This window comes from Allorhizobium borbori (assembly GCF_014196535.1).
In the GTDB taxonomy this organism is placed as follows: Bacteria; Pseudomonadota; Alphaproteobacteria; order Rhizobiales; family Rhizobiaceae; genus Ectorhizobium; species Ectorhizobium borbori.
This window is the reverse complement of the sequence record NZ_JACIDU010000017.1, coordinates 44,742-58,030: the sequence shown is the minus strand read 5'-3', so window position 1 is coordinate 58,030 and position 13,289 is coordinate 44,742. Positions and strand designations below refer to the sequence as shown.

At 61.8% G+C, this 13,289-nt stretch carries 12 protein-coding genes; 7 read left to right on the top strand and 5 right to left on the bottom strand.

Going from position 1 to position 13,289, the window contains the following annotated elements:
• Window positions 1-8: 8 nt before the first annotated feature.
• Together GGQ66_RS18285 and GGQ66_RS18280 are read right to left on the bottom strand one after the other, a co-directional pair.
• The gene (locus GGQ66_RS18285) at window positions 9-776 is read right to left on the bottom strand and encodes an N-acetylmuramoyl-L-alanine amidase (protein WP_183794281.1); all 768 of its coding nucleotides are present in this window, start codon (window positions 774-776) and stop codon (window positions 9-11) included.
• On the bottom strand, window positions 773-1,516 hold the full coding sequence (locus GGQ66_RS18280) for a J domain-containing protein (RefSeq protein ID WP_183794279.1): 744 nt from the start codon (window positions 1,514-1,516) through the stop codon (window positions 773-775). Before GGQ66_RS18280 ends, GGQ66_RS18285 begins: the two co-directional genes overlap by 4 nt.
• A gap of 267 nt (window positions 1,517-1,783) precedes the next feature.
• Here GGQ66_RS18280 and GGQ66_RS18275 point away from each other — a divergent pair, with 267 nt between their 5' ends.
• From GGQ66_RS18275 to GGQ66_RS18265, 3 genes are all read left to right on the top strand, one after another.
• On the top strand, window positions 1,784-2,995 hold the full coding sequence (locus GGQ66_RS18275; RefSeq protein ID WP_183794277.1) for a pyrophosphate--fructose-6-phosphate 1-phosphotransferase: 1,212 nt from the start codon (window positions 1,784-1,786) through the stop codon (window positions 2,993-2,995).
• 19 nt (window positions 2,996-3,014) lie between these two features.
• Entirely contained in the window at window positions 3,015-3,650 is a 636-nt protein-coding gene (locus GGQ66_RS18270) for a hypothetical protein (RefSeq protein ID WP_183794275.1), read from the top strand.
• Window positions 3,651-3,755: 105 nt separating this feature from the next.
• On the top strand, window positions 3,756-4,829 hold the full coding sequence (locus GGQ66_RS18265) for a lytic transglycosylase domain-containing protein (protein WP_237358983.1): 1,074 nt from the start codon (window positions 3,756-3,758) through the stop codon (window positions 4,827-4,829).
• 25 nt (window positions 4,830-4,854) lie between these two features.
• Here the strand turns inward: GGQ66_RS18265 and GGQ66_RS18260 are convergent, their stop codons facing one another.
• Window positions 4,855-6,285, bottom strand: coding sequence for a putative bifunctional diguanylate cyclase/phosphodiesterase (locus GGQ66_RS18260; protein ID WP_183794273.1), 1,431 nt, complete (start codon window positions 6,283-6,285; stop codon window positions 4,855-4,857).
• 318 nt (window positions 6,286-6,603) lie between these two features.
• Here GGQ66_RS18260 and GGQ66_RS18255 point away from each other — a divergent pair, with 318 nt between their 5' ends.
• From GGQ66_RS18255 to GGQ66_RS18240, 4 genes are all read left to right on the top strand, one after another.
• Window positions 6,604-7,869 carry a BtaA family protein gene (locus GGQ66_RS18255; protein WP_183794271.1) on the top strand — a complete coding sequence of 422 codons (1,266 nt, stop codon included), beginning with the start codon at window positions 6,604-6,606 and terminating at the stop codon, window positions 7,867-7,869.
• On the top strand, window positions 7,866-8,546 hold the full coding sequence (locus GGQ66_RS18250; protein ID WP_183794269.1) for a class I SAM-dependent methyltransferase: 681 nt from the start codon (window positions 7,866-7,868) through the stop codon (window positions 8,544-8,546). Before GGQ66_RS18255 ends, GGQ66_RS18250 begins: the two co-directional genes overlap by 4 nt.
• Window positions 8,547-8,670: 124 nt before the next feature.
• Window positions 8,671-9,450 carry a glycoside hydrolase family 25 protein gene (locus GGQ66_RS18245; RefSeq protein WP_183794267.1) on the top strand — a complete coding sequence of 260 codons (780 nt, stop codon included), beginning with the start codon at window positions 8,671-8,673 and terminating at the stop codon, window positions 9,448-9,450.
• 170 nt (window positions 9,451-9,620) lie between these two features.
• The gene (locus tag GGQ66_RS18240; RefSeq protein WP_183794265.1) at window positions 9,621-10,817 is read left to right on the top strand and encodes a lytic murein transglycosylase; all 1,197 of its coding nucleotides are present in this window, start codon (window positions 9,621-9,623) and stop codon (window positions 10,815-10,817) included.
• 485 nt (window positions 10,818-11,302) lie between these two features.
• Here the strand turns inward: GGQ66_RS18240 and metF are convergent, their stop codons facing one another.
• A complete protein-coding gene (gene metF, locus GGQ66_RS18235) occupies window positions 11,303-12,199 on the bottom strand; it encodes a methylenetetrahydrofolate reductase [NAD(P)H] (RefSeq protein ID WP_183794263.1) in 897 nt (298 codons plus the stop codon).
• A gap of 35 nt (window positions 12,200-12,234) precedes the next feature.
• A complete protein-coding gene (locus tag GGQ66_RS18230) occupies window positions 12,235-13,218 on the bottom strand; it encodes an ArsR/SmtB family transcription factor (protein WP_183794261.1) in 984 nt (327 codons plus the stop codon).
• Window positions 13,219-13,289: the final 71 nt, after the last annotated feature.

Below are 13,289 nucleotides of genomic sequence, written 5' to 3'. Positions count from 1 at the left end.
AAGCCTGCTTAGGCCACGGCCAGACGCGGCTGGGACACCAGCAGCCGGTGCAGCGTGTCGATAGTCGACATGTCCGCGATCCCATCCACCCGCTCAGGGCGGAAATGCCGCTGGAACGCCTCGACGACACCCTCGGTCCTGGCGCAATAGTCACCGGTAATCTCGATGCCGTAACCGTAAAAGGCCAACATGGATTGCAGCGCCTCCACCGGCTGACCGCCATCGCCGCGCTGGAAGAAGCGCCCGCCGGTGATCGGCGTCGGCTCGACCCAGTGGCCGACACCGGCCGCGGCCAGACGCGCCCACGGGAAATTCTCGCCGGGATCGGCCTTGCGCACCGGCGCTACATCCGAATGGCCAAGCACGCGTTCCGCCGGGATATACCAGCGCGTCGCACAATCCTTGCAGAGATCGATCACCGCCTCGATCTGCGCATCCGTGAAATCCGGCAGGCCGGCGGGATGACCGGCATTGGCAATCTCGATACCGATGGAGCGTGAGTTGATGTCCTCCTCGCCTCCCCAGGCGCTCTTGCCCGCATGCCAGGCCCGCAGCCGCTCCGGCACGAGTTGCAGCACACGGCCGTCCTGATGGATGAAGTAGTGACAGGACACCTGACTTTCCGGGTTGCACAGCCAGCTTACTGCCTGCTCGTCATCGGACATGCCGGTGTAGTGCAGCAGGATCATGTCAGGATCGCGTCCCTCCTTGCGCTCGCCAAAGTTCGGCGACGGCTGCACGAGGGCGCGGGAATAATCGGCGGTGAAGGACGTCATGCGGCGCGGCGTTCTTTCTCGATGGCTTCATAGGCCGCGTTCAACGCGGCCATGCGCTCATGGGCGACGGCGTGGAATTCCGACGGCACGCCACGGGCTATCAGCCGGTCGGGGTGATGCTCGGAAACGAGGCTGCGATATTTGCGGCGGATTTCCGGAAAATCGTCGGAAGGCGAAACGCCAAGCACCGCATAGGGATTCACCCCGTCGGTATGCACATGCCGCGCCCTGACGCGCTCGAAGCCGGCTTCATCGAATCCGAAGATTTCACCGATCCGCTCCAGATAGTGCATTTCGCCTTCATGAATCAGACCATCGGCCTTGGCGATATGGAACAGGCCGTCCAGCACATCCTCGAGCATCTGGCACGGGCCACCCGTGCAGGTCCGGCACAGCTTCGCCATCTGCGTCGCATAGGCCTCGATGCCCGCAACGTCCTGCTTGGCAAGATTATAGAGCCGCGCGACATGCGCCGCTTCACTCTCGGGAAATTCGAACACCTGCCGGAACGCATCCACCTCGGCGCGGCTGACGACACCATCCGCCTTGGCGATCTTGGCCGACAATGCAATCATCGCCACGGAAAATGCCACCTTCTTCCGCGTTTCCGGATCGCCCTCGAACACCGTCCGCACCGCCTCGACGACGCGAGTGAGTACGCTGCCGGCGGTTTCACCCACGGCGCTCAGCACTTTTTCGAGAAAGGTCGTCAATTGCCCGCGGGCCTGATCAAATAACATGCTGCCAGATTGACCAAATTCGTCGCGGAAAAGCAACAAAAAGCACCGCCCGCAGCATTAAACTTTCTTCATGCTTCGTGAAATTGCCTGAACGATTGTCGCCGGGAACGTCTTTTTGGCGCCACCGGACAACAAGCCGTGAAGCCGTGGCAAAATGCCTCTTTCATCATGATTTTATCCCTTTACAGCGCCGCACGCCTGTCGCATCCATTCCCTTCGACACGGTGAGGATGAATGAGCGGCGAAGACCGCCCAAGGAGGGAAGAAATGGCCAAGCAGAAAGTTGCAATGTTGACCGCCGGCGGCCTCGCGCCGTGCCTGTCTTCCGCAGTGGGCGGACTGATCGAGCGCTACACGGACATCGCCCCGGAAATCGAGCTTGTCGCCTATCGCTCCGGTTATCAGGGCCTCCTGCTCGGCGATTCCATCGAAATCACCAAGCAGATGCGTGAACAGGCCCACCTTCTTCATCGCTACGGCGGCTCGCCCATCGGCAACAGCCGCGTGAAGCTGACCAATGCCGCCGACTGCGTCAAGCGCGGGCTGGTGAAGGAAGGCGCAAACCCGTTGCAGGTGGCTGCCGAGCGGCTGGCTGCGGACGGCGTCACCATTCTCCACACCATCGGCGGTGACGACACCAACACCACCGCCGCCGATCTCGCCGCCTGGCTCGGCGCCAACGGCTATGAACTGACCGTGGTCGGCCTGCCGAAGACGGTTGACAACGATATCGTGCCGATCCGCCAGTCCCTCGGCGCCTGGACCGCCGCGGAGTACGGCGCGGCCTTCTTCGACAACGTCTCAAACGAGCAGAGCGCGGCACCCCGCACACTGGTCGTGCATGAGGTCATGGGCCGCCATTGCGGCTGGCTGACCGCCGCCACCGCGCAGGCCTACATCAAGCGCACCGGTGGCAACGACTATCCCGACGGCTTCATGATGAACACGCAGATGAAGAACATCGACGGCCTCTACCTGCCGGAAATCGCCTTCGATCTGGAATCCGAGGCCGCCCGTCTCAAGGAAATCATGGATCGCAGCGGCTTCGTGACGCTCTTCGTGTCGGAAGGCGCCTGCCTCGACGCCATCGTCGCCGAGCGCGAAGCCGCCGGCGAAACGGTGAAGCGCGACGCCTTCGGCCATGTGAAGATCGACACGATCAATGTCGGCGGCTGGTTCTCCAAGCAGATGGCCGCCCTGATCGGTGCCGAGCGCGCCATGGTGCAGAAGTCCGGCTACTATGCCCGCTCGGCCCCCGCCAATGCCGATGACCTGCGGCTTATCCATTCCATGGTCGATCTTGCGGTCGAAAGCGCGCTGAACCATATCTCCGGTGTGACCGGTCATGACGAGGACCAGAACGGCAAGCTGCGCACCATCGAATTCCCGCGCATCAAGGGCGGCAAGCACTTCGATATCGACCAGCCCTGGTTTGGCGAGGTCATGGCAACAATCGGCCAGATCTACAAGCCGGCCTGAGACACGAAACGGAAAACGGATGCAGACGGAACACTGGCTCCCCTTCGCGGCCCTAACGGCTTTCTGGCTGGCCATACCCGGTCGTCCGGCTTTTCTCGTTGCATCCTATGCACAGGGAAAGGGCCGGCTTTCGGCCCTCTTCTCCGTGCCGGGCTTCGTGCTGGCGCATGTCGCGGCAGCGCTTGCAGCAAGTCATCTGACGCTGGGGGCCTATCTGCTTTCGCCGGCAGCCATGACCGCCCTGATCGCCATCGGCGGGCTCTTGTTGTTCTTTGCGATTCTCGCAATCGCCATCGCACCGGAGGTCGTCGGCCCTTTCGCGGATAACGACAATCTCAGGGTAAGGCGCCTGCCGCGCATCTTTTTCGATGTCTTCGCCCAGACGTTCTTCGAACGGCGCACGCTGTTCTTCTATCCGGCGGTTGCGCCGTATTTCCTTGCACCGACCGCCGAATGGCAGCCTCAGGTTGCGTGGCTAATTGTCGCGACGGCGTTGCCCGCCGCATTTTTCGCCCTCTATCCGGCACTCGCTTCCAATCGTTACCTCGCCCGCATGCATCGTCGCACCAGCCTGCGGCGCAAGGCAGTACGCGGTGGAATGGTGTCGCTGGCCTCGGGCGCGGTCACCGCCGGATACCGAAAAATCGCTGCTTAACCGCTGCAACTTGTGGGTAGCTTGCGGTGCCCGCGCCAATCAGTTAATAAATTGCGCATCGAACGAAGCTCCCCCAAAAGATGGGGGGCGCATAAGGGAGGTGTCATGACAGGGAAAACGGCGAAGAGAAAAAGCCCGCAAGTTCACCTGGCATTGATGGTGTCCTTCTGCGCTATCCTGACCGGTTGCGAAACCACCGGTCAGCAGGCATCCTCCTCTTCCAAGTCCCCCCGTCAGATTTCCGGCCAACCGCAACTTGCCGCACCCGGCGCTGCCGTGGCGATGATCCAGCTTCCCGCCACACCCGCCGAAACGCTCTATCCCGTCACTGTCGCCTATCAGCCCGCCGTCGATCCGGTTCTCGCCGCAGAAGCCGTCGATCCGGCGCAGGTGCCCGGCGCAGTTCCCGTTCCCCGCCCCTCGCCGATTGCGCTTGCTCAGGCGCAGGCAGCCCAGGCCGGTGCGGCCGTGGCCGCCCTTCAGCCTCCGGCAGGCACCGCCGTTCCCGGCCAGCCCAATACGGGCATTCCCGCCGAACAGGCACAGGCCATGGCAGCTTCGACCATTCCCGCCTCGCCGCTTGCTACGAAAGGCGCCCGTCCGGGCACGCCGGTCACCGTTGCCAGCGCCGCTGGCATCCCGACCAGCGTGATGCTGAACGACCAGTCCGCGCCCATTCAGGCAGCGGTTCCGCGTCCGCGACCCGTCGCGGCCCTCGGTTACGCCGCGCCCGGCGTGCAGAATGCAGCGCTTGCGGCGATCGACGGCAATGCCTCGTCCCTGTCGAACAGCGCATCCATCCGGATGGACCCGACCGGTGCCGACCGCGATCGGATCGATGATCTGATTGCCCGTTATTCCGCCGAATACGGTGTTCCTGAAAAGCTGGTGCATCGCGTCGTTCACCGCGAAAGCCGCTATAATCCGGCGGCGCATAACCGCCGCGGCCCCTATTTCGGGCTGATGCAGATCAGCTATCCCACGGCAAAGTCCATGGGCTATCAGGGTCCTGCATCCGGTCTTCTGGATGCCGAAACCAACCTGCGCTACGCGATCAAATATCTGCGCGGCGCCTACCTCGTGGCCGACACCAATCACGACAACGCGGTCCGTCTCTACGCGCGGGGCTATTATTTCGACGCCAAGCGCAAGGGCATGCTGAACGTGCTGGAAAAGTAAGACGCCTTAAGCGTCTCACTGGCTGTCACGCAGACATCGCGACCGGCGACACCTCAAACCCGTTTGTGAGCAGTTCGGCAACCTGATCGGCCGGAATCGGCCGTGAAATCAAGAAGCCCTGCACGTTCTGAATCCCCATCAACCGCGCGAATTCAAGCTGCATATGCGTCTCGATGCCTTCGATGGTGGTCGAAAGCTGGAACGCATCGCCGAGCCGCGACATGAGGCTTACAAGCTCGCCATCGCTGCCACCCTTCAGCATCGCATCGGTAAAGCACTTGTCGATCTTCAGATGATCGAGCGGAAAGCGCTTCAGATTGTTGATCGAGGAAAAGCCCGTGCCGAAATCATCGAGCGCGATCTTCACGCCTATCGCCCGCAGATCGCTCAGGCTTTTCTGGATCACCGAAACGTCGACGGTAAAGACGGACTCCGTCACCTCGATTGTCAGGCGACGCGCCTCAAGCCCTGCCTCGGCCAGCACGTCGCGCACGAAGGGTACAAAGCCCGAGTCCTTGAACTGGTCGCCGGACACATTGACGGCCACTCCGGCCTCACCCGGCCATGAAGCGGCCGCGCGGCAAGCCTCCCGCAACACCCAGCGCCCGATGGGCAGAATGAGCCCGGTCCGTTCGGCAAGAGGGATGAAGGCATCGGGCGCCATCATGCCCCGCACCGGATGGTTCCAGCGCAGCAAGGCTTCGAGGCTCATGACCCGGTGGGAATGGATATCGAGGATCGGCTGGTACTCGATGAAAAATTCCTGGTCTGCGAGACCGCGCAACAGATCGCGTTCAATGGCAATGCGGTCGAGCGCTTCCGCTGCCAGCGCCGGATCGAAGAAGGCATGGGAGGGACCACTGATTTCCTTGGCCCTGTAAAGCGCGAGATCCGCCCGCTTGAAGATCGTCGCGAAGTCATATTCGCTGGCCGCAATGAAAGTCACGCCGATGCTGACGCCAGCCACGACCCTGCCCTGGGGCAGGTTGAGCGGTTCTCCAACCGAGATCTCTATGGACCGGCATATGTCGATAATGGAAGCTTCATCGCGCGTGCCGGTTGCCAGCACGACGAATTCATCGCCACCGAGGCGATAGAGCCGCCCGGCCTGCGCCACGGCCATCCGGACGCGATTGGCCACCACCTGCAACATCGCGTCGCCGGCATCGTGCCCCATCGTGTCATTGACGAATTTGAACTTGTCGATGTCGATGGCCAGCATGACACCGGCCTCGTTGCGAACGGCGAGGTCGTGAAGGTCCACCTCCAGCCGCCGGCGGTTCGGCAGGCCCGTCAACGCATCGAAAAACGCGTCCTGCATCAACCGGTGCTGATGAACCTCACGCTCGCAGACGAGTTCGGCCAGTTGCCGGCGCGATTCGGCCAGTCGATGCATATAGATCGTGGCGAGCAGCGGAATACCGAGAGATGCGATGTGGAAAGGATCCGTGACCATCAGATGCGCGGCGGTCTCAAGACCTTTGGCCTGCGTCTCCATCAGGAAGGCGAATAACGGAATGGACGCCCCGAGACAGGAGGTCGCGAGAACACCATGTTGGCCAGAGGCCCGGAAGAATGACTTTAACATCATGTTAAACCTGACGAAATATGTGCCTCCTTCACGGAAGCTGCCTTTCATGGGCAAGACAGAAACAATCAGAAAAATTATACAAAACCGTGAAAAGAGACGGTTAGCGCCCGTTAACGCACTGTCATCATTCCTTTGCATCACGCGCCTATGACGTCCGGAAGCTTCACAGACCGGATGGACGCGATGGCACGGCACGAACGTACCCTGATCGACAATGGCGAGTACAGAGGGGGCGAGAACAAGGTCGGCGAAGCCATGCTGCGCCACTCCGCCCTTTCGGCGGAAGGCCTGTCCGAACGCCTTTTCCGCCTGCTTTTTTCCGGCCTCGTCTACCCGCAGATCTGGGAGGACCCGGAAGTCGACATGGAGGCCATGGCTCTGGCCGAAGGTCACCGCATCGTCACCATCGGCTCCGGCGGCTGCAACATGCTGGCCTACCTCTCCCGCCTGCCCGGCCGCATCGATGTGGTCGATCTGAACCGTCACCACATCGCGCTCAACCGACTGAAGCTTGCCGCCTTCCGGCATCTGCCGACCTATGAAGATGTGCTGCGTCACTTCATCGGCCACAAGAAGCGCGGTAACGTCGAAGCCTATGACCGCTTCATTGCCCCCCACCTCGATCAGGAAACCCGCGACCACTGGAACCATCGCGGGTTGACGGCGCGCCGTCGCATCACGGTCTTCAACGGCAATATCTATCACAAGGGCCTGCTTGGCCGTTTCATCGGCACAGGCCACGCCATCGCCCGGCTGCATGGCGTGAAACTGAAGGACATCACGGCTGCCCGCTCCATCGCGGAGCAGGAGCATTTCTTCGAGACCCGTGTCGCCCCCCTCTTCGACAAGCCGGCCATCCGCTGGGCCACCAGCCGCAAAAGCTCGCTCTTCGGCCTCGGCATTCCGCCGCAGCAGTTCGATGAACTGGCAAGCGTTTCAGCCGATGGCTCGGTGGCTCCGGTCCTCAAGAATCGTCTGCGCCGGCTGGCCTGCGGCTTTCCCATCGAGAATAATTACTTTGCCTGGCAGGCCTTTGCCCGGCGCTATGCCGCCCCCGGCGAGGGCCCGCTGCCGGCCTATCTCCGCCCCGATTATTACGACGCCATAAAGAAGGCGGCACCCCGGGTCGAGGTGCACCACGAAAGCGTCACCGATCTGCTTTCCCGCAAACCGGAAGCCTCCGTCGACCGTTACTGTCTGCTCGATGCGCAGGACTGGATGACCCCGCATCAGCTCAACGGGCTATGGCGGGAGATCACCCGCACCGCGGCGCCCGGCGCCCGGGTCGTGTTCCGCACCGCCGCCGAGGCCTCGATCCTCGCCGACAGGCTCGATCCCGGCCTGACGAGCCGCTGGACCTACCGCGAGACGGAATCGCTGGCCTTCACCCACAACGACCGTTCCGCAATCTATGGCGGCTTCCACCTTTACGAACTGAACGACGCATGAGCAGCGAGAACACCGCCGAACACGTCGATCACGCCCGCCTGATGGATCGCGTCTACCGCGGCCAGCGGCACATCTACGATGCGACGCGCAAATACTATCTCTTCGGCCGCGACAGCGCGATCGCCGGGCTTGAGGCTTCGGCTGGCCAAACGCTGCTGGAACTCGGCTGCGGCACGGGCCGCAACCTGATGCTCGCGTCCCGCCGCTTTCCCGGTCTGCGGCTTTACGGGCTCGACATCTCCCGCGCGATGCTGGAAACCGCGCGCGCCAAATTCGCCCCCACCGGCTTGCATGCGAGCTTCGTGGCCGGCGATGCAACGCGGTTTACGCCGGCCGAATTCGGTGTACCCGGCTTCGACCGCATCATGATTTCCTATGCGCTTTCCATGATCCCGGACTGGCGGGCCACCATCGTCACTGCCCTCGATGCGCTCTCGCCCGGCGGCTCGCTGCATATCGTCGATTTCGGTGATCAGGCCCACCTGCCCCGTTGGTTCAGATCCGGGCTGCGCACCTGGCTGAAAAAATTCCACGTCACCCCGCGCGACGAGATGGTCCCGTATCTGGAAGCGATTTGCCGCGAAAGGGGGCTGGGTCTGACCGTTCGCACCCTCGGCGGCGGCTATGCCATCCGTGCCATCGTGGAGCGTAAACCGTCGGTTAACCACTTGCTCTAAGCGTTTGTTTACGTTGTTATGGTGAATATGCGTTAGGAGACGCGCCCACTGGACCCGCGTTCTCTCCGCTCGCCACCCGGATAGGGGAAGGTGGAGGGGCGGCAACGCGATGAACGGGCAAACCATGCAACGGTTTCTTTTGGCGCTTCTGCCTTTGACGATGCTGCTCGGCGGCTGCACGGCCGTGGGCTACGACATGATTGAAACCGCCTCGATCAGCCCGCGTTTCGAGGATACGAAGCCGATGGATTTCGGCGCACGCAATCCCCACAAGCATCAGATCCACGGCATCGACGTTTCCAAATGGAACGGCGATATCGATTGGTTCTCGGTGCGCAAGTCAGGTGTCTCCTTCGCCTTCATCAAGGCCACGGAAGGCAAGGACACGATCGACCCGAAGTTCGATGGCAACTGGCGCGCCGCCGCCTCAGCCGGTCTGCCGCACGCGCCCTACCACTTCTACTACTGGTGCTCGAGTGCCGACGAACAGGCCGACTGGTTCATCGCCAACATTCCGAAGGCGGCGATGAAGATGCCGCCGGTTCTGGACGTGGAATGGAACCACGATTCCAAGACCTGCCAGTACAAGCCGAGCCCGCTGACCGTGCGTTCGGAAATGCAGCGCTTCATGGATCGCCTCGAAGCCTATTACGGAAAACGTCCGATCATCTATACGAGCGTCGATTTCCATCGCGACAATCTCGTCGGCCAGTTCAAGGACTATTATTTCTGGGTCCGCTCGGTGGCTTCTCATCCATCCGAAAAGTACGATGAACGTCGCTGGGCCTTCTGGCAGTACACGGCGACGGGTGCCATTCCGGGCATCAAGGGCAGCACGGACATCAACGTCTTCGCCGGAGACGCGCAGAACTGGAAGCGCTGGCTGGTCGCGATGAACAAGTGACACACGGCGGTTCGTGGCCGCCGCGCATCGCCAGAAATCAACTTGACGGCATTTTCCGTCAGAAAAGCCTTATTTTCTTGCTTCTGTCACAATCTTCCTGAAAACCCTCTGACAGATATATGCGGCGCGCAGCGAAAAAGACGGCTTCGCGCCAGACAAGGGATTTCATGATGTTCGGCGCACTTTCTCGTTCCATCGCTCTCTCCATCGCGCTCGGCGCGGTTGCAGCCGGCTCGGCCTCTGCGCAGCAGGCGGCCTGCGGCGGCGACTTCAATGCATTTCTGGAAGGCGTGAAGGCCGAAGCGCTGCAAAAGGGTCTTTCCGCCGAGGCGATCGACAAGACGCTTTCCGGCGCAACCATCGACCAGAAGGTTCTCTCGCGTGACCGCGCCCAGGGTGTGTTCCGCCAGACATTTACCGAATTTTCGCAGCGCACGGTTTCCCAGAGCCGTCTCAACACCGGTAAGCAGAAGATCGCACAGCTCAAGTCCGTGTTCGACCGCGCGGAAGCCGAATACGGCGTGCCGGCCGGCGTCATCACCGCCTTCTGGGCGATGGAAACCGACTTCGGTGCCGTGCAGGGCGATTTCAACACCCGCAACGCGCTGGTCACGCTTTCGCATGATTGCCGCCGCCCGGAACTCTTCCGGCCGCAGCTTCTGTCGCTGATCGAGATGGTGCAGCATGGCGATTTCGACCCGGCGGTCGAAACCGGGGCCTGGGCCGGTGAAATCGGTCAGGTGCAGATGCTTCCGAAGGACATCATCGCGCAGGGCGTCGATGGCGATGGTGATGGCCATGTCCGCCTCAAGACCAGTGCGCCCGATGCCATCATGACCGCCGCCAAGTTCATCAACAGCCTCGGCTATCGCCGCGGCGAGCCGTGGATTCAGGAAGTGAAGATCCCGCAGGATCTGCCCTTCGAAAAGTCCGGCCTCGGCGGCACGATGACCGCTGGCGAATGGTTCGCCCTCGGCGTCCAGCCGCGCGATGGCAACAAGAATTTTGCCGCCCTGCCCGCCGCCCTCGTGCTGCCGCAGGGCCGTTTCGGACCGGCCTTCATCACCTATCCGAACTTCAACATCTACCTCGAATGGAACCAGTCCTTCGTCTACACCACCTCGGCCGCCTACTTCGCGACGCGCCTGATGGGCGCAGAGCCCTACGAGAAGGGTAACCCGGAGCCAGGTCTCGATGTCGATGCCATGAAAGCGCTGCAGACGAAGCTCCAGACCATCACCCACGATGTCGGCAAGATCGACGGCATCCTCGGCTCGGGCACCCGCATCGCCGTGCAGAAGGAGCAGAAGCGCCTGGGCATGCCGGCCGACGGCTGGCCGACTCGCGCCCTCCTCGACGCGCTCTGAGCCGTCTCATCCATTTGACGAAAGTCGAAAAAGGGCTGCGACAAAGCGGCCCTTTTTCTTTTTTTCGCTCATATTCGTCTCGCTGATAGAATAATATTTTCAAAGTGATGGATAATTGGTCCGATCCGCATGAATCCGACGGATCGCAGCGCACAATCGAATCCGGCTTCCCAAGCGACAAAAAACCGACATATTATCGGTTGGTAAACGCGAGGAGGCAGAGATGGGAATTACCAACTCACTCAATAGACTGATCGTCAGTGCAGCGTTTGTTTTCATCGCGGCCATGCTGTTCATCTGAACGGGTCGCCTGAAGCCTGAGCCGGCGTCATAGCCGCCGGCCAAACCATTCACCGAATGACCGCTGCCCTGATTGATCCGCACCGCCGATGACCTGACGCCATCCGCGTGCGCTTGGACGGCAAGAAAAAGGGGCCTGACTTCGCGTCAGGCCCCTTCCCTTGAGTTGGTACATTCCTCGAATGTCAGGCCGCCTTCGCATCCTTGCGGGCAAGGCCGAGCCGCGACAGGACCGCATTCGTCAATGGTGCACGGTTCATCGTGTAAAGATGGAAATCGCTGACGCCCCGGCGCACGAGATCGGCAATCTGCTCGGCGGCGACATCGGCGGCAACTTCGAAGCGGTGCGTGGCATCATCCTCGGTGCCGGCAAAGCGCTCATCCAGAAAAGCGGGAATACTGGTGCCGCAACGGCCGGCGAAACGCTTGAGCTGCGTCAGGTTCTGGATCGGCATGATGCCCGGCAGAACCGGAATGGTGATGCCCGCCGCCCGTACGGCGGTGAGGTAACGCTCGAACTGGTCATTGTCGAAGAAGAATTGCGTCAGCGCCCGGTCGGCGCCATTGTCGGCCTTCCGCTTCAGCATGTCGATATCGACGGCGACGCTCTCGCTTTCCGGGTGTTTTTCCGGATAGGCGGATACCGAGATGTCGAAGTCGCCCAGCGCCTTCAGCCCCTTCACCAGTTCGGCGGCGTTGGCGTAGCCTTCCGGATGCGCGCGATAGGTGGAGCCCGGACCTTCCTGCGGATCGCCGCGCAGCGCCACGAAGCGCTGGACGCCCGCCGCCTTGAGTTCCTCGACAACGCGGTGCACCTCGTCCTTCGACGAGCCGACGCAGGTAAGATGCGAGGCGGTGCGCAGGGCGGTTTCGGCAATCAGCTTGCGCACCGTCACCAGCGTCGGCTCACGGGTGGAGCCGCCGGCGCCATAGGTCACCGATACGAAATCTGGCTCCCAGCCGCCGAGATCGGCCACCGTATCCCACAACTGGCCATCCATTTCCGGCGATTTCGGCGGGAAGAATTCAAAGGAAATCTTCAGCCGCGCGATTTCCGCAGCACTCAGAAGGGGCGTTGCCATGGGTGTTTCTCCTGCTTTTCTTGTTGTGTCGCGGTTCAGACGGTGGCGACCGTGACCGGGCTTCGCGCCAGCCAGATCGTTACCGTCAGTGCCCGCTCCGCCTGTCCTCCCGGCGGAATGTCGATGATGCGTTCAACCGTCAGGCCGGCCTTGCCAAGCCATTCGGCCATGACGTCATGCGAGAAGCCCATGCGCACATGGGCGTGTTCCTCGCGCAAATGGTCGAGTACGTGGGGAGCGAGGTCGATGACCGCCAGCCGTCCGCCGGGCTTGAGAACCCGCGCCGCCTCGCTCAGCGCCAGTTGCGGCTGGTCAAGGAAGTGCAGCACCTGGTGGATGGTGACGAGATCGAACTCCTGCCCGTCCACCGGCAGGTTGAAGATATCGCCCTGGCGGACGGACGCCTTGACGATGCCATCCTTGTCCAGATTGGCGCGGGCGACCGTCAGCATGTCCCGGCTGGCGTCGATACCGGTGCCGTAATCGTAGAGATGTTCCAGCAGTTGCAGCATGCGGCCCGTGCCGGTACCGAGATCGAGCAGTGAACCGACCCGCACGGCGCCCACGGCATCGAGCAATGCGGCTTCCACCGCCTCGTCACTCACATGCAGGCGGCGCAACTCATCCCATTCGGAGGCGTTGCGGCTGAAATAGGCCTGCGCCCGCTCCGAACGCGTCTGCTTCACCGCCACAAGGCGCTGCGCATCACGCACCAGAACGGGATCGGCAGGATCGGTGGTCGCAAGGATCGCCCGCACCAGTTCCGCCGCCGCGCCATCGCGACGCAGCCGGAAATAAGCCCAGGCGCCTTCCTGATAGCGCTCGACAAGTTCATCTTCGGCAAGCAGCTTGAGATGGCGGGAAATGCGCGGCTGCGACTGGCCGAGAATGTCGGTCAGGTCCGTCACCGTCAGATCACCGGCGGAGAGCAGCACGAGAAGGCGCAGCCGGGTTGCCTCCCCTGCCGCCTTCAATATATCAACCAGCTTGTCCAGACCAAATGTCGCCACGATGCCCAATCACACAGTCAATCAAGATATAAACATATCTTTATGTGATTGATACGGCCTTGGCAAGCCTGCGAATGGAA